This is a genomic window from Enterobacter sp. HNDS-6, from assembly GCF_039850505.1.
Taxonomy (GTDB): Bacteria; Pseudomonadota; Gammaproteobacteria; order Enterobacterales; family Enterobacteriaceae; genus Enterobacter; species Enterobacter kobei.
In genome coordinates, this window is record NZ_CP156673.1 from 3,071,856 (window position 1) to 3,095,353 (window position 23,498).

Here is a 23,498-nt window from a genome sequence, read left to right on the forward strand (position 1 = left end):
ATGAAAGGACAAGAAACCCGTGGTTTCCAGTCAGAAGTAAAACAGCTTCTGCACCTGATGATCCATTCCCTGTATTCCAACAAAGAAATCTTCCTGCGTGAGCTGATTTCCAACGCCTCCGATGCGGCGGACAAGCTGCGCTTCCGCGCGCTGTCTAACCCGGATCTGTACGAAGGCGACGGCGAGCTGCGCGTGCGCGTCTCTTTCAATAAAGAGAACCGTACCCTGACCATCGCTGATAACGGCATTGGGATGAACCGCGACGAGGTGATCGACCACCTCGGCACCATCGCCAAATCCGGCACTAAAGCGTTCCTTGAGTCAATGGGCTCTGACCAGGCGAAAGACAGCCAGCTGATCGGTCAGTTCGGCGTGGGCTTCTACTCAGCGTTCATCGTGGCGGACAAAGTCACCGTGCGTACCCGTGCGGCGGGCGACAGCGCGGAGAACGGCGTGCTCTGGGAATCCAAAGGCGAAGGTGAGTACACCGTTGACGACATCACCAAAGCAGACCGCGGGACTGAAATCACCCTGCACCTGCGTGAAGGGGAAGATGATTTCCTGAACGACTGGCGCGTACGCTCCATCATCAGCAAATATTCCGATCACATCGCTCTGCCGGTTGAGATTGAAAAACAGGAAGAGAAAGACGGCGAAACCGTGGTTTCCTGGGAGAAAATCAACAAGGCGCAGGCGCTGTGGACGCGCAACAAGTCTGAAATTAAAGACGACGAATATAACGAGTTCTACAAGCACATCGCCCACGACTTTACCGACCCGCTGACCTGGAGCCACAACCGCGTGGAAGGGAAGCAGGAGTACACCAGCCTGCTGTACATCCCGGCGCAGGCCCCATGGGATATGTGGAACCGCGATCACAAGCACGGCCTGAAGCTGTACGTGCAGCGCGTCTTCATCATGGACGACGCCGAGCAGTTCATGCCGAACTACCTGCGCTTCGTGCGCGGTCTGATCGATTCCAACGATCTGCCGCTCAACGTCTCCCGCGAGATCCTGCAGGACAGCACCGTCACCCGTAACTTGCGCAACGCCCTGACCAAACGTGCGCTACAGATGCTGGAAAAACTGGCGAAAGACGATGCGGAAAAATACCAGACCTTCTGGAAACAGTTTGGCCTGGTGCTGAAGGAAGGCCCGGCAGAAGACACCGCAAACGTTGAAACCATTGCTAAGCTGCTGCGCTTCGCCTCCACGCACACCGACTCCTCCGCGCAGACCGTGTCGCTGGAAGAGTATGTCTCCCGCATGAAAGAAGGGCAGGAGAAGATCTACTACATCACCGCCGACAGCTACGCGGCGGCGAAGAGCAGCCCGCACCTGGAGCTGTTGCGCAAGAAAGGCATCGAAGTGCTGCTGCTGTCTGACCGCATCGACGAGTGGATGATGAACTACCTGACCGAGTTCGACGGTAAAGCGTTCCAGTCGGTTGCAAAAGCCGATGAGTCCATCGACAAGCTGGCGGATGAGGTAGATGAAAGCGCGAAAGAAGCCGAGAAGGCGCTGGAGCCGTTCGTTGAGCGCGTGAAAACCCTGCTGGGTGACCGTGTGAAAGAGGTACGTTTCACTCACCGTCTGACCGATACCCCGGCCATTGTCACGACCGATGCCGACGAAATGAGCACTCAGATGGCGAAGCTGTTCGCTGCGGCGGGCCAGGCGGTGCCGGAAGTGAAATATATCTTTGAGCTTAATCCGGATCATCCGCTGGTGAAACGCGCGGCGGATACCCAGGACGAAGCACGCTTTGCCGAGTGGGTTGAGCTGCTGCTGGATCAGTCCCTGCTGGCCGAGCGCGGCACGCTGGAAGACCCTAACCTGTTCATTAAACGTGTGAATGCGCTGCTTCTGGCGTAACTGACCACGCCTCCCCTGGTCTTCTCCCTCTCCCCGTGGGAGAGGGCCGGGGTGAGGGCTCCAGACCGCACTCACCCAAATTATCTCCCCCCGTTAACCGTTTCAGCCTTCCCGCCTTCCTTGAGCGATGTCCGTTCTGGTGGTATTGTTTAGCGCTTTTGAAAAATTGAAACGACATTTGAGGGGATTTTCGCAATGCGTATTATTCTGCTTGGCGCTCCGGGCGCGGGTAAAGGAACTCAGGCTCAGTTCATCATGGAGAAATACGGTATTCCGCAAATCTCCACCGGTGACATGCTGCGCGCCGCTGTAAAATCTGGCTCCGAGCTGGGTAAACAAGCGAAAGACATCATGGACGCAGGCAAGCTGGTAACCGACGAGCTGGTTATTGCGCTGGTCAAAGAGCGCATTGCTCAGGAAGATTGCCGTAACGGTTTCCTGCTGGACGGCTTCCCACGCACCATTCCTCAGGCTGACGCCATGAAAGAAGCGGGCATCAACGTGGACTACGTTCTCGAGTTCGACGTACCGGACGAGCTGATCGTTGACCGTATCGTTGGCCGTCGCGTACACGCTGCTTCTGGCCGCGTTTACCACATCAAATTCAACCCGCCTAAGGTTGAAGGTAAAGACGACGTGACCGGCGAAGAGCTGACCACCCGTAAAGACGATCAGGAAGAGACCGTGCGTAAACGCTTGGTGGAATACCATCAGATGACCGCGCCGCTGATCGGCTACTACACCAAAGAAGCGCAGGCGGGTAACACCAAATACGCCAAAGTCGACGGCACCAAAGCCGTGGCTGACGTACGTGCAGAGCTGGAAAAAATCCTCGGCTAATCGCGCGTCTCTCACCCGGGTCCCCGGGTGAGAAATATTCTCACCTTACCTATTACAGCAATGGGTTTCGTTTAAACGCATTTCCGCTACAATTGACAACCTATCAAATGGTTAAGAGGCGTGAATGAGTCAGGCGAAAACCGGCATCCTGCTTGCCAATCTGGGCACTCCAGAAGCACCTACATCAGACGCGGTAAAACGCTACCTGCGACAATTTTTAAGCGACACGCGCGTTGTGGATTTCCCGAGACTGCTGTGGTGGCCGCTGCTGCGTGGCGTGATTCTGCCGATTCGTTCTCCGCGCGTCGCCAAACTCTATCAGTCCGTCTGGATGGAGGAGGGCTCGCCGCTGATGGTCTACAGTCGTCGTCAGGAAAAAGCGCTGGCTGCCCGCCTGCCGGATATGCCCGTCGCACTCGGCATGAGCTACGGAAAGCCGTCCCTGGAAAGCGCGGTGGAATCACTGCTGGCGCAGGGCGTGGACCATATCGTCGTGCTGGCGCTCTACCCGCAATACTCCTGCTCGACGGTGGCCGCCGTCTGGGACGAGCTGGCGCGCATTCTGGCGACCCGTCGCCGCATTCCTGGCGTGACCTTTATTCGCGATTACGCCGATAACGATCTCTACATCAAGGCGCTTGCCAACAGCGCGCGCGCATCGTTTGAAAAGCACGGCGAGCCGGATCTGCTGCTGCTCTCCTATCATGGGATCCCACAGCGTTTCGCCAACGAAGGGGATGATTATCCGCAGCGCTGCCGCGATACCACCCGTGAGCTGGTTTCCGCCCTCGGCCTGCCGCCGGAAAAAGTGATGATGACCTTCCAGTCGCGCTTCGGTCGCGAGCCGTGGCTGACACCGTACACCGATGAAACCCTCAAAATGCTTGGCGAGAAGGGGGTTAAGCACATTCAGGTGATGTCGCCAGGCTTCTCGGCGGACTGCCTGGAAACCCTGGAGGAGATCGCGGTGCAAAACCGGGAATTTTTCCTTGAGGCTGGCGGCGAAAAGTACGAGTACATTCCGGCGCTTAACGACTCGCCTGAACATATTGACATGATGGTCTCGCTGGTGACGAACAGCCGCTGATCGCACTCCAGGCCGGGTTTGTGCTACCATTCCCGGCCCATATTCTTCATACAGTTCAGACCATGAAATTTCCCGGTAAACGTAAATCCAAACACTACTTTCCCGTTGATGCGCGCGATCCGCTCCTGCAGCAAATCCAGCCTGAAAATGAAACCAGCGCCGCCTGGGTCGTTGGTATCGACCAGACGCTGGTGGACATTGAAGCGAAAGTGGATGATGAGTTTGTCGCCCGTTATGGTCTGAGCGCCGGTCACTCCCTGGTGATCGAAGACGACGTTGCCGAAGCGCTGTACCAGGAGCTGGTGCGTGAAAATCTCATTACCCATCAGTTTGCCGGGGGGACCATCGGTAACACTATGCACAACTACTCCGTGCTGGCCGATGACCGCTCGGTACTGCTCGGCGTGATGTGCAGTAACATTGAAATCGGTGGTTATGCCTACCGCTATTTGTGCAACACCTCCAGCCGTACCGATCTGAACTATCTTCAGGGCGTTAACGGGCCGATTGGCCGCTGCTTCACGCTGATCGGCGAGTCCGGGGAGCGTACGTTTGCCATCAGCCCTGGCCACATGAATAAGCTGCGCGCCGAGAGTATTCCGGAAGCGGTGATTGCGGGTGCCTCTGCGCTGGTATTGACCTCCTATCTGGTACGCTGCAAGCCGGGCGAGCCGATGCCGGAAGCGACCATGAAAGCGATCGAGTACGCGAAAAAGTACGACGTGCCGGTGGTTCTCACGCTGGGCACCAAATTCGTGATTGCCGATAACCCCGAGTGGTGGCAGGCTTTCCTGAAAGAGCACGTCTCAATTCTGGCGATGAACGAAGAAGAGGCCGAAGCGCTCACCGGTGAGAGCGATCCGCTGCTGGCCTCTGACAAAGCGCTGGACTGGGTGGATCTGGTGCTCTGCACTGCCGGCCCCGTCGGGCTCTATATGGCGGGCTTTACGGAAGAAGAGAGCAAACGAAAAACCCAGCACCCGTTGCTCCCTGGCGCGATTGCCGAGTTCAACCAGTACGAGTTCAGCCGCGGTATGCGCCATAAAGATTGCCTCAACCCGCTGCGTATCTACTCCCACATTGCGCCTTATATGGGCGGACCGGAGAAGATCATGAACACCAACGGGGCGGGTGACGGCGCGCTGGCAGCACTGCTGCACGACATTACCGCCAATGCCTACCACAAAACCAACGTACCCAACTCCAGCAAACACAAGTTCAACTGGCTGACCTATTCGTCGCTGGCGCAGGTGTGTAAGTACGCGAACCGCGTGAGCTATCAGGTGCTGAACCAGCATTCACCGCGCTTAACGCGTGGCCTGCCGGAACGGGAAGACAGCCTCGAAGAGGCTTATTGGGAAAGGTAAAAGCAAAACGGCAACCCGGTTGCCGTTTTTAGTGTTTGTTCCCTCTCCCCGTGGGAGAGGGCCAGGGTGAGGGCATCAGACCGCACAAGGTAAAAGCAAAACGGCAACCCGGTTGCCGTTTTTAGTGTTTGTTCCCTCTCCCCGTGGGAGAGGGTCAGGGTGAGGGCATCAGACCGCAAAAATCTTACCCCGTAACAGCCTCTTCAACCGGCGGTTTCGCCAGCAGCGTCAGCATCGTGTTCGCAATCTCACGTTCGCCCATCACTACCTTATCCGCACCGCGCTCGGTGATGTACTCCACCTCATCGTCATAATGTGCCCGGGCGATAATCTCAATATTGGGGCACTTCTCACGCGCGGTAGCTACAATCTCACCCGCTTCATAGCCATTCGGAATAGTCAGCAGCAGCCAGCGCGCGCAGTCCAGATGTGCCAGCGCCATAATCTCCTCGTTCGCCGCATTGCCCAGTACCGCACGTATACCACGCTCGCGCAGTTCATCAACGCGGGTGCGTGAGGTTTCAATCACCACCAGCGGAATGCCCTGCGCCATCAGCTTCTCACCGAGCAGGCTGCCCACGCGACCAAAGCCGACCAGCAGCGCATGGTTGCAGATATCCACCGGGATCTGCTTCTCCTCTTCGATGGCTTCTTCCAGCGTCTGCTCTTCCAGCGTTTCGGTTTTATCGAGGTATTTTTCCAGCAGGGCAAACAGGACCGGGTTCAGCATAATCGACAGAATTGCCCCCGCCAGCACCAGATTCTGCCCGGCCTGGGGCAGCAGGTTCAGAGCCATACCCAGACCCGCGAGGATAAAGGCGAACTCACCAATCTGCGCCAGGCTGGCGGCAATCGTCAGCGCCGTACGCGGGGAGTGGCCGAACATCCGCACCAGGAAGAAGGCGGCGAGCGACTTACCGAAGATAATGATCGCCAGCGTGCCCAGCACGGCCAGCGGTTGCTGAACCAGAATCATCGGATCAAACAGCATGCCGACGGAGACAAAGAACAGCACGGCGAAGGCATCACGCAGGGGCAGGGTGTCATGCGCGGCGCGGTGGCTCAGCTCAGACTCGTTCAGCACCATTCCGGCGAAAAACGCGCCCAGGGCAAAGGAGACGTCGAACAGTTCAACAGCGCCAAAAGCGATCCCCAGCGCCAGCGCCAGCACGGAAAGCGTAAACAGCTCGCGGGAGCCGGTCGCCGCGCTGCGGGACAGGATCCACGGCACCAGACGACGGCCCACCAGCATCATGATGGCGATAAACGCCACCACTTTACCGATGGTGATACTCATATCCAGCGCCAGCGAGGCGAAGCCGATGTTGTCTTTTTCCATCATTCCGGCGACGGCAGGCAACAGCACCAGCGTCAGCACCATCACCAGATCTTCCACAATCAGCCAGCCTATCGCGATTTGCCCGCGCTGGCTGTCTATCAGCTGTCTCTCTTCAAGCGCGCGCAGCAGCACCACGGTACTGGCGGTTGAGAGACACAGCCCAAATACGATACCGGTCATCAACGACCAGCCCAGCACGGCCGAAAGCGCCATCCCCAGCAGCGTCGCCACCCCTATCTGGGCGATCGCGCCAGGTATGGCGATCGACTTTACCGCCATCAGGTCCTTCAGGGAAAAGTGCAGGCCAACACCAAACATCAGCAGAATCACGCCTAATTCCGCCAGCTCAGGCGCCAGCCTGGTATCCGCGACAAAACCTGGCGTAAACGGTCCCGCCAGAACCCCCGCTAATAAATAGCCGACAAGAGGAGAAATACGCAGTTTATTGGCAATCATGCCAAGGATAAAAGCGAGCACAAGTCCACCAACAATGGTGGTGATAAGCGGTGTGGCGTGGTGCATTCCGTCTCCTTTCGCGGTGAGTGTTCCATTTTTGGCGTGAATACCAAAAGACCAGGTAATAGTTTATGACAATTTTTGCCCTTATGTTTATGAATAATTGTTGAAGTTTGAATAAAACGGCAATATGCGCGTAAAAAAGCGCATATTGATAAATTCAGGTCAGGGATGGAGAGGAAACCCTTATGGCATAAGGGGGGCAGGTAGCCAAAGTTTTACTTTGGCTACCTCTAATTCACGCTTTGTGACGATTATCAGGCAGGAATATGGTCAACATCCCCAGAAGTGGCAGGAAAGCGCAGATTTTATAAACCAGGAAGATGCTGGTGTGATCCGCGACCATCCCCAACACCGCTGCACCAAGCCCGCCCATACCGAAGGCGAAACCGAAAAAGAGTCCGGAAACCATACCGATACGGCCCGGTAACAGCTCCTGGGCATAGACCAGAATGGCGGAAAATGCCGAGGCGAGGATAAAACCAATGATCACGGTTAAAATGCCCGTCCACTCGAGGCTGGCATACGGCAAAATAAGGGTAAACGGCGCGACACCGAGGATAGAGCCCCAAATAACATATTTCCGGCCAATCTTATCGCCCACCGGCCCGCCAATAACCGTTCCGGCAGCAACCGCGAAAAGGAAGGCAAACAGGTGGATTTGCGCATTTTGTACCGATAATCCGAATTTTTGCATCAGATAAAAGGTGTAATAGCTGCTGATGCTTGCCATGTAGAAGTATTTCGAGAAAATCAGCACCAGCAGTACGGAAACCGCCAGAATGACCTTATTCCGGGGCAGGGGATTGATAACCTTCGCTTTAGGTTTCCCCTTATTTACGCGATGCTGAGCGGCATACCAGCGGCTGATCTGCGCCAGCACGATAATCGCCAGCAGTGCGGCCAGCACAAACCACGCCACGTTCCCTTTGCCATACGGGGCGATAATCACCGCCGCCAGCAAGGGGCCGAGGGAGCTGCCAAAGTTACCGCCGACCTGGAAAAGTGACTGCGCCAGCCCGTGACGGCCGCCGGAGGCCATACGCGCCACGCGTGAGGACTCAGGGTGGAAGACGGACGACCCGGTACCCACCAGCGCGGCAGCAATCAACACCGCCTCAAAGCTGCCAGCCATCGCCAGCAATACCAGACCGCTCAGGGTAAAGCACATGCCAATCGGCAGCGACCACGGCATCGGGTATTTGTCCGTCCAGTAGCCCACCACCGGTTGCAGCAGCGAGGAAGCCAGCTGGAAGGTGAGGGTGATCATTCCGATCTGCACGAAAGTTAACGAAAACTCGGACTGCAGCAGCGGATAAATTGCCAGAATCAACGACTGGATCATGTCGTTGAGCAGGTGCGAAAGACTGATTGCGCCTAATACCTTAAAAGAGGTGCGCGATTTTGGCGGCGACGCCGGGGTTGATTCGCTGATTGCCATAAATACCACGTTGTTTTGTTATTAGAGATGCAGGGTGTAATTATTATCCGACTAACATACCCGCCCGGGACATTTGAAGAAAGTCGCAATTCTGAAAACTTATTTGTCTATTATTGTGAGTCACTGTAATTTTTGCCTTTGTCTATTGGTCAGGGAGAGAGAAGATGAAGTTAATGAAGCGGGGCGTCGCGCTGGCGCTCATCGCCGCATGGGGTCTGGTAAGCCTGCCCGCGCAGGCGTATGAAAAAGATAAAACCTATAAAATCACCATTCTGCATACCAACGATCATCATGGTCATTTCTGGCGCAGTGAATATGGCGAATATGGTCTGTCGGCGCAAAAAACGCTGGTGGACGGCATTCGCAAAGAGGTGGCAGCCCAGGGCGGCAGCGTGCTGTTGCTCTCAGGCGGTGATATTAATACCGGCGTGCCGGAATCTGATTTACAGGATGCCGAGCCGGATTTCCGTGGCATGAATCTGATTGGCTACGACGCGATGGCCGTCGGTAACCATGAGTTTGATAACCCGCTGACGGTGCTGCGTCAGCAGGAAAAATGGGCCAAATTCCCCTTCCTCTCCGCCAACATTTACCAGAAAAGCACCGGCGAACGGCTGTTCAAACCCTGGGCGCTGTTTAAGCGTCAGGATTTGAAGATCGCAGTCATTGGCTTAACCACCGACGATACGGCAAAAATCGGCAATCCCGAGTTCTTCACGGATATTGAATTCCGCAAACCGGCAGACGAAGCGAAGCTGGTGATTCAGGAACTGCAGCAGAACGAAAAGCCGGACGTGATTATCGCCACCACGCACATGGGGCACTACGACAACGGTGAGCACGGCTCCAATGCACCCGGCGACGTGGAGATGGCGCGCAGCCTGCCTGCAGGGTCACTGGCCATGATTGTGGGGGGGCACTCACAGGATCCGGTGTGCATGGCATCGGAGAATAAAAAACAGGTGGATTACGTGGCGGGCACGCCGTGTGCGCCGGACCGTCAGAACGGTATCTGGATTGTGCAGGCCCACGAATGGGGTAAATACGTGGGCCGGGCGGACTTTGAGTTCCGTAACGGCGAGATGAAACTGGTGCACTACCAGCTCATTCCGGTCAACCTGAAGAAGAAAGTGACCTACCCGGACGGGAAAAGTGAGCGCGTACTTTACACGCCAGAGATCGCTGAGAACCCGCAGATGCTCTCCCTGCTGACACCGTTCCAGAATAAAGGCAAAGCGCAGCTGGACGTGAAAATCGGCACGCTGAATGGTCGTCTGGAGGGGGACCGCAGTAAAGTCCGCTTCGTGCAGACCAACATGGGACACCTGGTGCTGGCGGCGCAAATGGCGCGCACCGGTGCTGATTTTGGCGTGATGAGCGGGGGCGGCATTCGTGACTCTATTGAAGGCGGAAATATCACCTACAAGGATGTCCTGAAGGTGCAGCCGTTTGGTAACGTAGTGGTCTATTCCGACATGACCGGCAAAGAGGCGATTGACTACCTGACCGCCGTCGCGCAGATGAAGCCGGATTCCGGGGCCTATCCGCAGTTTGCCAACGTCAGCTTTGTGGCAAAAGACGGCAAGCTGAATGATCTGAAGATCAAAGGCGAACCGGTCGACCCGGCAAAAACCTACCGTCTGGCGACGTTGAGCTTTAACGCCACCGGCGGCGACGGTTATCCGCATATTGATAATAAACCGGGCTATGTGAATACCGGCTTTATTGATGCGGAAGTGCTGAAGCAGTACATCGAGCAGAATTCACCGATTGACGTGAACGCGTATGAGCCGAAGGGTGAGGTGAGCTGGCAGTAGTCTGGTATTTTGCCGGGTGGCGGCTTCGCCTTACCGGGCCTACATGCGAATCGTAGGCCCGGTAAGCGCAGCGCCACCGGGCAATTTTCTCAATCCCTGCGCGCAATATCCGCAAACTTCGCGTCCAGCATTTTCGCCAGATCGCCCGCCGCCAGCTCGATATCCAGCCCGCGTTTGCCGCCTGAAATATAGATCGTGTCAAATTCCTGCGAAGGGGCATCAATCAGCGTTGGAAGGCGTTTTTTCTGCCCCAGCGGGCTAATCCCGCCCACCACGTAGCCGGTGGTCCGTTGCGCAACCATCGGATCTGCCATATCCACCTTTTTCGCCCCCAGCGCCTTCGCCACTTTCTTGAGATCGAGCTGTCCGGCGACGGGCGTGACCGCCACGGCGAGATGTTTCATATCGCCGTTCACCGCAACCAGCAGCGTTTTATAGACCTGGTCAGCGTTCAGCCCCAATTTGCGCACCACTTCGTCGCCAAAGTTGGTTTCATTCGGATCGTGATCGTAAGTGTGGATCCGGAAAGAAATGTTGTTTTTTTCGAGTAATTTAACGGCGGGAGTCATAGCTATCCTTCTTACGACAGACAAATCATGCCAACAGCATACGCCTGACGTTTGTCTAAAAAATAGCACCATCTTGCGCAATAGTATTGGCAGTGATGGTCACTTTGAGCGACAATCGGCTCAACCGAAGGTCTCCTTCGGCATAATAAAAACGATGAAATTCCTCTTTGACGGGCCAATAGAGATATTGGCCATTTTTTTATTTCAGCAGCGACGGCAAATTCCCTTCTCCGTACAAATGTAACGCCCCGACCGCAACCACGTATTCCCCGGCAGGTAATGCATGCAGCGTCTCTCGCCAGGCATTGTTGCGCGCATTCATCAGCACATCATACAGCGATTCGCTGAACGTTGACGGCAGCGCCAGCTTTCCGTCTGCTGGCGGCGCATCCAGCCACCAGCCAATCATGGTTTGCAGCAGACGTGCGTTGGTGTGCCAGTGGGTCAGCGTATCATCCAGCAGCATGCGGCCGTCGTCCGGAAGCTGACGCAGGAGCGCAATTTGGCTGTCCGTTCCTTCCAGTTCAATGATGGGCAGATTGTGCGCTCTTGCCAGATTGAGCAGTTGGTAATCAATACCGTAGTCACCGCGCAGACCCAGTCGCTGCGCCTGCGTGGCCTGTAGCACCATCGCAATTTGCCAGAGTGGCAGGGCGTCAATCATAGAGAGCGACACGCCGGTTTCTTCGGCGACGCGCGTCAGTTCCGCCAGTTGGGCTTCGTCCAGACGTTCCGCCAGGGTCAGATCGCTTTCAAGCCCGGCAAACGGTGACTCCTGGCCCGAAATATCCGCCTCGACGACCAGCGCGTCGGCGCGCTTCAGCCGTTTTATCAGACCGGGGGGCAGAGGTGACATATCCTGAGTACCCATATGGATGCTGCCGACCAGATGCAGGTGCTGACCGCCGGGCAGGGAGATATCCAGGCCGGGCCACGCATAACGGCGGGGAAAGAGGGCGCGAAACGAGGTTTTTATACGATTAAACAGGCTCATACGCGCTCCATAAACGGAAAGGTTCATGCTAGCGCGTACGAGAACAAGGTTCAATCTTTCGGTTTAAAGCGCAACAGGCGGTTGGCATTGCTCACCACGGTGATGGAGGAGAGCGCCATTGCCGCACCTGCAACCACCGGGTTAAGCAGCGTGCCGGTCAGCGGCCACAAAATGCCGGCGGCAATTGGAATACCGAGCGAGTTATAGATAAATGCCCCCAGCAGGTTCTGCTTCATGTTGCGCAACGTGGCTTTCGAAATGGCCAGCGCATCAGCAACGCCCATCAGGCTGTGGCGCATCAACGTGATGGCGGCGGTTTCAATGGCAACATCGCTCCCGCCCCCCATGGCGATACCGACGTCTGCCTGGGCCAGCGCCGGGGCATCGTTGATGCCGTCGCCCACCATCGCCACCTGACGTCCCTGGCGTTGCAGGTTCTTAATCGCATCCGCTTTGCCATCCGGCAGAACGCCTGCAATGACTTCATCAATACCGGCTTCTTTCGCAATAGCGTTTGCCGTCGTCGGGTTGTCCCCGGTCAGCATCACCAGGCGATAGCCCGCGCGGTGCAGACGCGCCAAGGCATCCACGCTGTCCTGACGAAGTGGATCGCGCACGGCCAGCAGGGCAGCGGCTTTGCCATCCACCGCCAGCAGAACCGGGGTTGCCCCCTGAGATGCCTGCGCTTTCAGTTCGCTTTCCAGCGCCGCGGTATCAATACCATTATCATTGAGCAAGGCCTGGTTACCCAGCAGCAGCGTATGCCCCTCGGCTTCACCGCTGACACCGAGCCCGCGCAGCGTGCGGAAGTTACTGACCTGCGGCAGAGCCGCAGCATTCGCTTTCTCGAGAATGGCGCGCGCCAGCGGGTGGCTGGAGCCTTGCTCCAGCGCGGCGGCGAGACGCAGCGCGTCCTCCTGCGCGATGCCTGCGGTGTTCACGGCCACAACCTGCGGTTTCCCCTCGGTCAGCGTGCCGGTTTTATCAAACACCAGCGTATCTAGCGTACTGGCCCGCTGCAGTGCGTCCGCATCCCTGACCAGCACGCCAAACTCGGCGGCACGGCCTACGCCGGAGATAATGGACATCGGCGTGGCCAGGCCAAGCGCGCATGGGCAGGCAATAATCAGCACCGTGGTGGCAATCACCAGGGTGTAGACAATCTGTGGCGCAGGGCCGAAGAAATACCAGATCGCCGCGCTCAGCAGGGCAATACCGACCACCACCGGCACAAAAATGGCCGAGATTCGGTCAGCAAGCTGGCCAATCTCCGGCTTGCTGCTCTGGGCCTGGCGCACCATTCGGATAATACGCGACAGCGTAGTATGGCTACCAACCGCACTGGCGGTGAACAGCACGCTGCCGTCCTGAACGACCGTGCCGGCATGGACTGCATCGCCGTCGGATTTCTGCTGAGGGATGGGTTCCCCGGTCAGCATCGCTTCATCCAGCCAGGCTTCGCCCTGGGTTATCGTGCCGTCAACGGGCACGCGATCGCCGGTGGTCAAACGCAGCGTCATGCCGGGCTGCACTTCCGCCAGCGGGACGCTTTTTTCCCCCTCATCCGTGACCACGCGGGCCGTCGGTGGGGTTAAATCGAGTAATCGTTCCAGCGCTTTGGAGGAGCGCTGACGGGCGCGGGCTTCCAGCATATGGCCTAAGTTAATCAGGCCGATAATCATCGCGCTCGCTTCATAATAGAGATGGCGCGCTTCCATCGGGAACCACTGCGGCCAGACGTTAACGCTCATTGAATAGAGCCACGCCGCGCCGGTACCGAGTGCGACCAGCGTATCCATCGTCGCGGTGCGGTTTTTCAGGCTCTTCCAGGCGCTGGTATAGAAATGGCCGCCTGCAAACACCATGACCGCAAGGGTAATCAGACCAATCACCAGCCACAGCGTGCGGTTGTCGGCGGTGACCATCATATTGTCACCCATCATGCCCCAGACCATCACCGGGATCCCCACCAGCAGGGCGACAATCGCCTGCCAGCGGAAGCGCTTCATGGTGGCGATAGCCGTTTCCTGCTGGCGCTCGCGGCGTTCGACATCATCTTCGATGGCCTCTGCGCCGTAGCCCGCTTTCTCCACGGCCTGCACTAACTCTGCGGCGGAGGCACTGCCCATCACCAGCGCAGTACGCTCCGCAAGGTTTACCCGTGCCTGTGCGACGCCCGGTACCGCCTGTAAGGCATTCTGTACCCGGGAGACGCAGCTGGCGCAGCTCATACCGTTGATCAGCAGCTGTTGGCTGTCATCAATATCATCCGCTGCCGGAAGCTCAGGAGTGGCCGCTGTCAGTGCTTCCGACGGGGATGATGACTCTGCCAGCGGTTTAGCCTTTGGGTGGCTCAGCTCCGCCCCATAACCCGCTTGTTTAATGGTATCGATCAGCGCATCCGCGCTGGCGCTGCCGGTCACGGCGGCATGGTCGATAGTCACCTCAGCGCTTTCAACATCAGGACGCTGTTCCAGGCTTTCTTTAACGCGTTTGACACAGTGGCCGCAGGAGAGGCCGTCCAGCGTCAGGTCAATAGTGTGAGACATAACAAAACTCCCGTATAATGAACTGGTCAGTTGTTGACCGGAGTAACGCTTTTCGCTAACTGTTATGAAGGTTAAACCTTCCATCAAGGGGAAGGTCAAGGGGGAAATGTGAATATCAGTGACGTGGCAAAAAAAACCGGCTTAACCAGCAAAGCCATTCGCTTTTATGAAGAGAAAGGGCTGGTAACGCCGCCGTTGCGCAGTGAAAACGGCTACCGCAGCTACACGCAACGGCATCTTGATGAACTGACGTTACTGCGCCAGGCAAGGCAGGTGGGGTTTAACCTGGAAGAGTGCGGCGAGCTGGTAAACCTGTTTAACGATCCGAAGCGCCACAGTGCCGACGTGAAAAAACGCACGCTGGAAAAAGTGGCGGAGATCGAACGCCATATCATCGAATTACAGTCGATGCGTGAACAGCTGTTACAGCTTGCGGATTCCTGTCCGGGTGATGACAGCGCCGACTGCCCGATTATCGACAATCTTGCCGGCTGCTGCCACCGCAAAACCCACGCTTAACAGGCTTTTACCCGCAGGGTAATGCCTTCTACCGCAATGACCTCAACCCGTGTTCCGGCGCTGAGGTCGTCGTCGGCCACCACCGGCCACGAGCTGTCACCTACGCGCATATGCCCGCGCCCGTTCACCAGCGGGGTGTCGAGCGTAAAACGCTTGCCGACGATCTGCTGTCCGCGCTGGTTAAGGTGGGCATCCAGCGGTTTCTGTTCACTTACCTGTCGGTTCAGCCAGCGCCACCACAGCCAGGCGGCCACCAGCGTCAGCACGGCAAACAGCGCCCCCTGCCATGCCCAGTCAAGCGGCAGAAGCCAGACGACCAGGCCGGTAATGACCGCGGCAACACCGCTCCACAGCAGGTAACCGTTGCCGCCCAGCATCTCGGCGGCCAGCAGTAAGCCACCGAGGCTTAGCCAGAACGCATGAGGATGTGCGACGATCAGTTCAATCATTTTTTACGCTCGTTTCCGCTGTCTTTAATCAGTTCGGCAATCCCTGCGATAGAGCCCATCAGGCTGCTGGCATCCAGCGGCATCATCACCACTTTGCTGTTGTTCGCGGAGCCGATCTCTTTCAGTGCATCGGTATATTTTTGCGCGACGAAGTAGTTCACGGCCTGGATATCACCGGCGGCAATCGCCTCGGATACCATCTGGGTCGCGCGGGCTTCCGCCTCTGCAGAACGTTCACGCGCTTCTGCCTGTAAGAATGCGGACTGACGATCGCCTTCCGCTTTCAGGATCTGCGACTGTTTTTCCCCTTCTGCTTTGAGGATTTCGGCCTGACGCACCCCCTCGGCTTCCAGAATATAGGCACGCTTGGTTCGCTCAGCCTTCATCTGGGCGTTCATGGAGGCGATCAGTTCTGCCGGCGGGCGCACGTCGCGGATCTCGATACGGGTGACTTTGATCCCCCACGGGTTCGTGGCCTCATCGACAATGTGCAGCAGGCGGGTATTAATGCTGTCGCGCTGGGAGAGCATCTCGTCCAGCTCCATCGAGCCAAGCACGGTACGGATGTTGGTCATCGTCAGGTTAACGATCGCCAGCTCCAGGTTGCTCACCTCATAGGCCGCTTTCGGCGCATCAATCACCTGAATAAAGCAGACGGCATCAATGGTAACGTTGGCGTTATCCTTGGAGATCACTTCCTGAGAAGGGATATCCAGCACCTGTTCCATCATGTTGATCTTGCGACCGATGCGATCCATGAACGGGACAATCAGGCTCAAGCCAGGCTGTAGCGTGTTGGTATAGCGGCCGAAGCGCTCGACGGTCCACTGATAACCCTGAGGGACAATTTTGACGCCTGCGCCGACGATAACCAGCGCAACGAAGATAAGGACAGGAACAACGATGAGCATAAAAACCTCCTGTTTTGCATGCTATGGCAGAAATGAAAACACTTTTTGTTGATCCTAAGTATACGAGGAAAGTCGCTTTATTATCACTCATCGCCGTAAACTACTGCTCATTATTGGGATAAAGGCAGAAGATCACATGAAGGATAACAGCGCGGTATTAACCATTGAGGACGTGGGCTACCGCACAGGCGGTACCACCATTCTGAATAATGTCAGTTTTAGCCTCTTGCCGGGCGAGTTTCGACTGATTACCGGCCCCTCAGGCTGCGGGAAAAGTACGCTGCTTAAAATCATTGCGTCGCTGCTCACGCCAACGTCGGGAAAGATCTTCTTTGAGGGGAAGGATATTTCAACGCTTTCATCCGAGGCTTACCGCCAGCAGGTCTCTTATTCGGTGCAAACCCCGAGCCTGTTCGACAGCACGGTGTACGATAACCTGCTTTTCCCCTGGCAGATCCGACATAAGACGCCCGATCCTGAACGGTTTTCCGCCGACCTGGCACGCTTCAATCTGCCGCCGGACACGCTGACAAAGTCCGTTTCCGAACTGTCGGGCGGCGAAAAGCAGCGCGTCTCGCTGATCCGTAATCTGCAGTTCTTACCGAAGGTGTTACTGCTCGATGAGATCACCAGCGCGCTCGATGATGCCAACAAGCGCAACGTCAATGAAATCATTCATCGTTACGTCCGCGAGCAGAATATTGCCGTGCTGTGGGTGACGCATGACGCTAACGAAATTACCCATGCGGATGACGTACTGACGCTCCAGCCGCATGGCGGAAAAATGCAGGAGGCAAACCGTGGGTGAGCACAATATTACGAACGAATCCCTGGCGTTTTCGATGGTGCTGGTGCTGATCGCGATTGTCGTCAGCTACCGTGAAAAGCTGGGGCTGGAAAAGGACATTGTGTGGAGTATCTGCCGCGCGGTGATTCAGCTCATTATTGTCGGCTATGTGCTGAAGTATATTTTCAACGTCAACCACGCGGTGCTGACGCTGCTGATGGTGTTGTTTATCTGCTTCAATGCGGCGTGGAACGCGCAAAAGCGCAGTAAATACATAGATAAGGCGTTTGTCTCGTCGTTTATCGCCATTACCACCGGAACCGCATTAACGCTGGCGGTACTAGTGCTTTCCGGCTCAATTGAGTTTACGCCGATGCAGGTTATCCCTATCTCAGGGATGATTGCCGGGAACGCCATGGTGGCCGTCGGGCTGTGTTATAACAATCTCGGCCAGCGCTTCAGCAGTGAACAGCAGCAGCTACAGGAGAAATTAAGCCTGGGAGCGACGCCTAAAGTGGCCTCCGCGCGGCTGATTCGTGAAAGCATTCGCTCATCGCTGATCCCCACGGTAGATTCAGCCAAAACGGTCGGGCTGGTGAGCCTGCCGGGCATGATGTCGGGGCTGATTTTTGCCGGTATCGATCCGGTAAAAGCGATTAAGTATCAGATTATGGTGACATTTATGCTGCTCTCAACGGCAAGCCTGTCCACCATCATTGCCTGTTACCTGACCTATCGGAAGTTTTACAACGCGCGCCATCAGCTGGTGGTGACGCAGTTGAAAAACGTGCGGTGATTATGCCGGGCGGCACTGCGTTTGCCCGGCCTACGATCCGCACTTTTCCAGGCCCGGTAAGCGAAGCGCCACCGGGCATTTTTTTTGTTAGTAGAGCAACGCGTACAGCTGACGACGATACTTCGACGCCAGCGCATCGCCGGTGCCCAGCGCGGCCAGGATCTCCTGGAACATCTTGCGCGCCTGACCGTCTGCAGCAGCGAGGTCTTTTTGCAGATGGCTAAACAGCAGCTCAAGCGCTTCTTCGTTACGCCCCACCTGATGCAGCTGCAGCGCCAGCTGGCTTGCCAGAGCCGCATCGGCCGGGTTGTCAGCGACCTGCTGCTGCAGTTGCTGAATTTCCGGCGTATCTGCCGCCTGTTTCAGCAGTTCAATCTGCGCGACCAGCCCCTGATAGCGGGTGTCCTGATCCTGCAGGGGAACCGTTTTGAGCACGGCTTCGGCGTCTTCTGAACGGTGCAGAGCAATCTGCGTTTCCGCCAGCAGCAGGCCAATCTGACTGTTTTGATTCGAGAGCTGCCACGCGTCTTTAAGCAGCGGCAGCGCCTCGTCGTATTTGCCTTCCTGCATCAGCGCCATGGCTTCCTGCGCTTTCAGCTCTTCTTCGCGCGGGAGGACTTTATCCAGCAGGGCGCGAATGGCCTCTTCCGGCTGTGGCCCCTGGAAGCCATCGACAGGCTGACCGTTCTGAAACAGGTAGACGGTAGGGATGGCGCGCAAACCAAACTGAGACGCCACCATCGGCTCTGCGTCACAGTCCAGTTTGGCAAGAATGAACTGACCGTTGTACTGCGCGGCAAGGCTTTCCAGCACCGGCGTCAGCTGTAAACAGTGCTGGCTGCGTTCAGACCAGAAGTAGAACAGCACGGGTTTTGCCATCGACTGTTCGAGGATCTGTTGCAGGTTTGCTTCAGTAATATTGACGATATTCTGTACGGACATGCGGCCTTCTCTTTTATCGGTTTGTTATTTACATGGGGGTGAGCGCTGTCGCTTCAACTCAACCGTGTAAAATTTTGTCCATCATCCGGCCCGGTAGCAGACGTTTTAACCAGCCAACGGCATGAGTGACCAGCGTTACCGGGTAGCGCATTTTGGGATGTTCACTCTCAAAAGCATGGCGCACTTTGGCAACCACCGCTTCGGGCCCGAGCGTAAATCGTGCGGCAATGCCGGGGTTTTCGACCGGTTTATCCGCCTGCGTCTGGTTAACGTTTTCGGTAAAGCGGGTGCGGATCGGGCCGGGTTCAATCAAGCTGACCTTAATGCCGCTGTGACGTAACTCCATGCGCAGGGCGTCGGACCAGGCCTCCAGCGCATATTTGCTGGCGGCGTAGGCGCCGCGGCCGGGCGTTGATATCAGACCCATCACTGACGATGTCATCACGATGCGCCCCTCGCCGTGCGGCAGCATGGCGGGGAGCAGACGCATGGTGAGCTGGTGGACACCAAAGAAGTTGGTTGAAAACTGCTTTTCCAGCGTTTCGCGCGAGAGCGTATCCAGCGGGCCATACACGCCGTAACCGGCATTATTAAAAAGCCCGTACAGACGATTGTCGGTCAGGGCTATCACCTCATCGGCGGCGCGTTCGACGCTTTCCGGGGAGTCCATATCCAGCAGCACGCCGGTAAAGCCCAGCCCGTTCATGCGTTCGACATCGTCGGGTTTGCGGCAGGCCGCCAGCACCCGAAATCCCTGACGCTTTAATTCGAGCGCGCTTTCAAGACCGATTCCGCTGGAACATCCTGTAATTAAGACCGATTTTTGCATAACTTTACCTGTCAGGATCTCCGCTTAATCAGGAGTCATGTTTAACTAAAGGAGCCAGACGCGTTGCCATCCAGTCGGCAATAAACGGCTGCGCATCGCGATTGGGGTGGATCCCGTCGTCTTGCATCCACTGGGGTTTGAGATAGACCTCTTCCATGAAAAATGGCAGCAGCGGAATATCAAACTCTTTGGCAAGCTTAGGGTAGATCGCGCTAAAGGCTTCATTATACCGACGACCGTAGTTAGCGGGCAGGCGAATTTGCATCAGCAGCGGCTGGGCGTTTGCCGCCTTGATGTCCTGCAAAATGGTGCGCAGCGTCTGTTCCGTCTGCTGAGGCTGGAAACCGCGCAATCCATCGTTGCCGCCAAGCTCAACCAGCACCCAGCGCGGCTGATGCTGTTTGAGTAGCGCAGGCAGGCGCGACAGGCCCTGCTGCGAGGTATCGCCGCTGATGCTGCCGTTGATAACCGTCGTCTTGCTCTGCCATTTATCGTTGAGCAGAGCGGGCCAGGCTGCGCTGGCCGCCATGCGATAGCCCGCGCTCAGGCTGTCGCCGAGAATCAGTAACGTGTCCGCTGCCGCCGCGCGGAAGGTCATCAGAATCAAGAACAGGAAGGGCAAATGCCAGCGGAAAACAGTGTTGAAGTTCATCGTCTTAAGAAGTCCGTCGGTCAGGGGGAACACGAGCTTTCCATCCTTACTGGAGTTGAACTCGTTGTCAAACGCGCTGAAACCATCGCGCTGATTGGCGAATCCGGTTCCGGCAAGTCCACGCTGCTGGCGATTCTGGCCGGTCTGGACGACGGGAGCAGCGGCGAGGTTCATCTTGTCGGGCAGCCGCTGCACCAGCTTGATGAAGAGGCGCGTGCTGCGCTGCGTGCGCGCCACATCGGGTTTGTCTTTCAGTCTTTTATGCTGATCCCCACGCTGAACGCGCTGGAGAACGTCGAACTTCCGGCGCTGTTGCGCGGTGAAAAGAGTCGCGAAAGCCGCGCCCATGCGAAGGCGTTGCTGGAACAGCTCGGTCTGGGCAAGCGCCTCAGCCATCTTCCCGCACAGCTTTCCGGCGGGGAGCAACAGCGTGTGGCGCTGGCGCGCGCCTTTAATGGCCGCCCGGAAGTGCTGTTTGCTGATGAACCCACCGGCAACCTTGACCGTAAAACCGGCGACAAAATCGCGGATCTGTTGTTCTCGCTTAACCGTGAACACGGTACCACGCTGATCCTCGTGACCCACGATCCGCAGCTGGCCGCCCGCTGCGACCGGCGTCTGCGGCTGGTCAACGGTACGCTTCAGGAGGAAGCATGATTGCCCGCTGGTTCTGGCGCGAGTGGCGCTCGCCCTCGCTGCTGATAGTCTGGCTGGCGTTAAGCCTGGCGGTGGCCTGCGTGCTGGCGCTCGGCAGCGTCAGCGACCGTATGGAAAAAGGGCTCAGCCAGCAGAGCCGGGAATTTATGGCCGGGGACCGGGCGCTGCAAAGCTCGCGTCCTGTTCCGCCGGGCTGGATTGAGGAAGCGCACAAAGCAGGGTTGAAGGTGGGGGAGCAAATCACCTTCCAGACCATGACCTTTGCGGGAGACACGCCGCAGCTCGCCAGCGTGAAAGCCGTGGATGATGTCTACCCGATGTACGGTGACTTACAAACCAGTCCGCCGGGGTTAAAACCAACGCCCGGCACGGTGCTGCTGGCATCGCGTTTAATGGCGCTTCTGAACCTGAAAGCCGGTGACAGTATTGACGTGGGCGATGCCACGCTGAAAATTGCCGGGGAGGTGGTGCAGGAGCCCGACTCCGGCTTTAACCCCTTCCAGCTTGCGCCACGCCTGCTGATGAACACGGCGGATGTTCCGGCAACCCATGCTGTCCAGCCGGGCAGCCGCGTCACCTGGCGCTACAAGTTTGGCGGCACGCCAGCCCAGCTTGATGGGTATGAAAAATGGCTGCTCCCGCAGCTTAAACCGGAGCACCGCTGGTACGGGCTGGAGCAGGACGAGGGGGCGCTCGGTAAATCTCTGGAGCGCTCTCAGCAGTTCCTGCTGCTTTCGGCGCTCTTAACCCTGCTGCTGGCGGTAGCGGCAGTGGCGGTGGCGATGGGGCATTACTGCCGCAGCCGCTACGATCGGGTGGCGATCCTTAAAACCCTCGGCGCGGGACGGGCGCAGCTACGCAAGCTGATCGTCGGCCAGTGGCTAATGCTGCTGGTTTTGTCAGTGTTCACTGGCGGAATCATAGGGCTGCTGTTTGAAAAACTGCTGATGGTGATGTTAAAACCGGTGCTTCCGTCCGCATTGCCACCCGCCAGCTTCTGGCCGTGGCTGTGGGCGATTGGTGCGATGGTCGTGATCTCGGTGCTGGTGGGGCTGCGGCCCTACCGGCTGCTGCTCGCGACGCAGCCGCTGCGCGTGCTGCGTAATGATGTGGTGGCGAACGTCTGGCCGCTGAAGTTCTACCTTCCGGTGATTATTGCGGTCGCGGTGGGGCTGCTGGCCTGGCTGATGGGCGGCAGCACGCTGCTGTGGGCGGTGCTGGCCGGTGCGGTTGTGCTGGCGCTGCTGTGCGGCGTACTGGGCTGGATACTGCTCAACGTTCTGAAGAGGCTGACGGTGAAATCGCTGCCCGTGCGCCTGGCCGTTAATCGTCTGCTGCATCAGCCCTGGTCTACGCTCAGCCAGCTGTCGGCGTTTTCACTGTCGTTTATGCTGCTGGCCCTGTTGCTGGTGCTGCGGGGCGATCTGCTGGATCGCTGGCAGCAGCAGCTTCCCCCGGAAAGTCCGAACTATTTTCTGATCAATATCGCGCCTGAGCAGGTTACGCCGCTGAAGGGTTTCCTCTCTGAGCATCATATTGTCCCGGAGTCGTTTTATCCGATTGTTCGCGCCCGTCTGACGCAAATCAACGGGCAGTCGACGGAGGGGAACAAGGACGAGTCGCTGAACCGCGAACTTAACCTGACCTGGCAGGAGAAACGGCCCGACCATAACCCGATCACGGCAGGCACCTGGCCGCCGAAAGCGGGGGAGGTATCAATGGAGGAAGGGCTGGCGGTGCGCCTGAACGTGAAGCTCGGGGACAGCGTGACCTTCACCGGCGATACCCAGGACTTTACCGCCAAAGTCACCAGCCTGCGAAAGGTGGACTGGGAAAGCCTGCGGCCCAACTTCTTCTTTATCTTCCCCCCTGGGGCGCTGGATGGACAGCCGCAAAGCTGGCTGACCAGCTTCCGCTGGGAAAATGGCAACGGCATGCTGACGCAGCTTAACCGGGAATTCCCGACGGTCAGCCTGCTGGATATTGGGGCGATCCTGAAGCAGGTGGGACAGGTACTGGAGCAGGTGAGCCGCGCGCTGGAGGTCATGGTGGTGCTGGTGACCATCTGCGGCGTGCTGTTGCTGCTGGCCCAGGTGCAGGTGGGCATGCGTCAGCGCCATCAGGAGCTGGTGGTCTACCGCACGCTGGGGGCCGGGAAGCGGTTGCTGCGGATGACGCTCTGGAGCGAGTTTGCGCTGCTGGGGCTGGTGGCTGGTCTGGTGGCCGCGATTGGCGCCGAGACGGCGCTGGCGGTGTTGCAGACACGTGTCTTCGACTTCCCGTGGGAGCCTGACTGGCGTCTCTGGCTGATTCTGCCTCTCTGCGGCGCGGTGCTGCTCTCCCTCTGCGGGGGCTGGCTCGGAACGCGCCTGTTAAGGGGCAAAGCGCTGTTCCGGCAGTTTATGGGGTAATCCAGCTCCGTGATAATTGCACGCCGGTTTTTATGCCGGTGTGCAATATTTTAAAAGCACAAAGTGATAATACCCACGTATTTAGTAGCACAAAACATTAAAAACCCGTCCACACAGCCCGATTATTTCCAGTTAATATTCACCCGCTAAA

At 57.3% G+C, this 23,498-nt stretch carries 20 protein-coding genes; 10 read left to right on the forward strand and 10 right to left on the reverse strand.

Annotated elements, in window-relative coordinates:
- From htpG to ABFI50_RS14345, 4 genes are all read left to right on the forward strand, one after another.
- Entirely contained in the window at positions 1 to 1,875 is a 1,875-nt protein-coding gene (htpG, locus tag ABFI50_RS14330) for a molecular chaperone HtpG (RefSeq protein WP_023332254.1), read from the forward strand.
- A gap of 195 nt (positions 1,876 to 2,070) precedes the next feature.
- Entirely contained in the window at positions 2,071 to 2,715 is a 645-nt protein-coding gene (gene adk, locus ABFI50_RS14335) for an adenylate kinase (protein WP_006809841.1), read from the forward strand.
- A gap of 124 nt (positions 2,716 to 2,839) precedes the next feature.
- Positions 2,840 to 3,802, forward strand: a complete 963-nt coding sequence (hemH, locus tag ABFI50_RS14340) for a ferrochelatase (protein ID WP_014882814.1) — start codon at positions 2,840 to 2,842, stop codon at positions 3,800 to 3,802.
- 62 nt (positions 3,803 to 3,864) lie between these two features.
- The gene (locus ABFI50_RS14345; protein ID WP_014882815.1) at positions 3,865 to 5,169 is read left to right on the forward strand and encodes an inosine/guanosine kinase; all 1,305 of its coding nucleotides are present in this window, start codon (positions 3,865 to 3,867) and stop codon (positions 5,167 to 5,169) included.
- A 184-nt stretch (positions 5,170 to 5,353) separates the two neighbouring features.
- On the opposite strand, the gene ybaL is transcribed toward ABFI50_RS14345, so the two are convergent.
- Together ybaL and ABFI50_RS14355 are read right to left on the reverse strand one after the other, a co-directional pair.
- Positions 5,354 to 7,030, reverse strand: a complete 1,677-nt coding sequence (gene ybaL, locus ABFI50_RS14350) for a YbaL family putative K(+) efflux transporter (RefSeq protein WP_045269148.1) — start codon at positions 7,028 to 7,030, stop codon at positions 5,354 to 5,356.
- 232 nt (positions 7,031 to 7,262) lie between these two features.
- The gene (locus tag ABFI50_RS14355; RefSeq protein ID WP_023332256.1) at positions 7,263 to 8,465 is read right to left on the reverse strand and encodes an MFS transporter; all 1,203 of its coding nucleotides are present in this window, start codon (positions 8,463 to 8,465) and stop codon (positions 7,263 to 7,265) included.
- A gap of 164 nt (positions 8,466 to 8,629) precedes the next feature.
- Between ABFI50_RS14355 and ushA the strand changes: the two genes are divergently transcribed.
- Complete coding sequence (gene ushA / locus ABFI50_RS14360) at positions 8,630 to 10,282, forward strand: bifunctional UDP-sugar hydrolase/5'-nucleotidase UshA (protein ID WP_248196184.1); 1,653 nt, start codon at positions 8,630 to 8,632, stop codon at positions 10,280 to 10,282.
- A gap of 89 nt (positions 10,283 to 10,371) precedes the next feature.
- On the opposite strand, the gene ybaK is transcribed toward ushA, so the two are convergent.
- The 3 genes from ybaK to copA all read right to left on the reverse strand — a co-directional run bounded on the left by ybaK (position 10,372) and on the right by copA (position 14,394).
- Positions 10,372 to 10,851 (reverse strand): Cys-tRNA(Pro)/Cys-tRNA(Cys) deacylase YbaK, encoded by a 480-nt coding sequence (gene ybaK, locus ABFI50_RS14365; protein ID WP_248196186.1) that lies wholly within the window; start codon positions 10,849 to 10,851, stop codon positions 10,372 to 10,374.
- A 199-nt stretch (positions 10,852 to 11,050) separates the two neighbouring features.
- On the reverse strand, positions 11,051 to 11,845 hold the full coding sequence (locus tag ABFI50_RS14370) for a TraB/GumN family protein (RefSeq protein ID WP_063943361.1): 795 nt from the start codon (positions 11,843 to 11,845) through the stop codon (positions 11,051 to 11,053).
- A gap of 50 nt (positions 11,846 to 11,895) precedes the next feature.
- Positions 11,896 to 14,394 carry a copper-exporting P-type ATPase CopA gene (gene copA, locus ABFI50_RS14375; protein ID WP_045281678.1) on the reverse strand — a complete coding sequence of 833 codons (2,499 nt, stop codon included), beginning with the start codon at positions 14,392 to 14,394 and terminating at the stop codon, positions 11,896 to 11,898.
- 108 nt (positions 14,395 to 14,502) lie between these two features.
- On the opposite strand from copA, the gene cueR reads away from it, so the two are divergent.
- Entirely contained in the window at positions 14,503 to 14,913 is a 411-nt protein-coding gene (cueR, locus tag ABFI50_RS14380; protein WP_014882822.1) for a Cu(I)-responsive transcriptional regulator, read from the forward strand.
- Here the strand turns inward: cueR and ABFI50_RS14385 are convergent.
- Positions 14,910 to 15,362, reverse strand: a complete 453-nt coding sequence (locus ABFI50_RS14385) for an NfeD family protein (RefSeq protein WP_023332259.1) — start codon at positions 15,360 to 15,362, stop codon at positions 14,910 to 14,912. The two genes, cueR and ABFI50_RS14385, sit on opposite strands and share 4 nt — an antisense overlap.
- Positions 15,359 to 16,273 (reverse strand): SPFH domain-containing protein, encoded by a 915-nt coding sequence (locus tag ABFI50_RS14390; RefSeq protein WP_008499312.1) that lies wholly within the window; start codon positions 16,271 to 16,273, stop codon positions 15,359 to 15,361. The genes ABFI50_RS14385 and ABFI50_RS14390 overlap by 4 nt, the downstream gene beginning before the upstream one ends.
- Positions 16,274 to 16,409: 136 nt before the next feature.
- Here ABFI50_RS14390 and fetA point away from each other — a divergent pair, with 136 nt between their 5' ends.
- Both fetA and fetB read left to right on the forward strand, forming a co-directional pair.
- Positions 16,410 to 17,081 carry an iron ABC transporter ATP-binding protein FetA gene (gene fetA / locus ABFI50_RS14395; RefSeq protein ID WP_063943365.1) on the forward strand — a complete coding sequence of 224 codons (672 nt, stop codon included), beginning with the start codon at positions 16,410 to 16,412 and terminating at the stop codon, positions 17,079 to 17,081.
- The gene (gene fetB, locus ABFI50_RS14400) at positions 17,074 to 17,856 is read left to right on the forward strand and encodes an iron export ABC transporter permease subunit FetB (RefSeq protein ID WP_023336832.1); all 783 of its coding nucleotides are present in this window, start codon (positions 17,074 to 17,076) and stop codon (positions 17,854 to 17,856) included. The genes fetA and fetB overlap by 8 nt, the downstream gene beginning before the upstream one ends.
- Before the next feature lie 87 nt (positions 17,857 to 17,943).
- On the opposite strand, the gene ABFI50_RS14405 is transcribed toward fetB, so the two are convergent.
- From ABFI50_RS14405 to tesA, 3 genes are read right to left on the reverse strand one after another with little or no spacing between them, the layout of a single operon-like run.
- The gene (locus tag ABFI50_RS14405) at positions 17,944 to 18,798 is read right to left on the reverse strand and encodes a co-chaperone YbbN (RefSeq protein WP_014882826.1); all 855 of its coding nucleotides are present in this window, start codon (positions 18,796 to 18,798) and stop codon (positions 17,944 to 17,946) included.
- A 58-nt stretch (positions 18,799 to 18,856) separates the two neighbouring features.
- Positions 18,857 to 19,627 carry an SDR family oxidoreductase gene (locus tag ABFI50_RS14410; RefSeq protein ID WP_014882827.1) on the reverse strand — a complete coding sequence of 257 codons (771 nt, stop codon included), beginning with the start codon at positions 19,625 to 19,627 and terminating at the stop codon, positions 18,857 to 18,859.
- A 28-nt stretch (positions 19,628 to 19,655) separates the two neighbouring features.
- Positions 19,656 to 20,279 (reverse strand): multifunctional acyl-CoA thioesterase I/protease I/lysophospholipase L1, encoded by a 624-nt coding sequence (tesA, locus tag ABFI50_RS14415; RefSeq protein ID WP_014882828.1) that lies wholly within the window; start codon positions 20,277 to 20,279, stop codon positions 19,656 to 19,658.
- On the opposite strand from tesA, the gene ybbA reads away from it, so the two are divergent.
- On the forward strand, positions 20,250 to 20,936 hold the full coding sequence (gene ybbA / locus ABFI50_RS14420; protein ID WP_014882829.1) for a putative ABC transporter ATP-binding protein YbbA: 687 nt from the start codon (positions 20,250 to 20,252) through the stop codon (positions 20,934 to 20,936). The genes tesA and ybbA overlap by 30 nt on opposite strands.
- On the forward strand, positions 20,933 to 23,347 hold the full coding sequence (gene ybbP, locus ABFI50_RS14425) for a putative ABC transporter permease subunit YbbP (protein ID WP_180253823.1): 2,415 nt from the start codon (positions 20,933 to 20,935) through the stop codon (positions 23,345 to 23,347). The genes ybbA and ybbP overlap by 4 nt, the downstream gene beginning before the upstream one ends.
- Positions 23,348 to 23,498 lie beyond the last annotated feature (151 nt).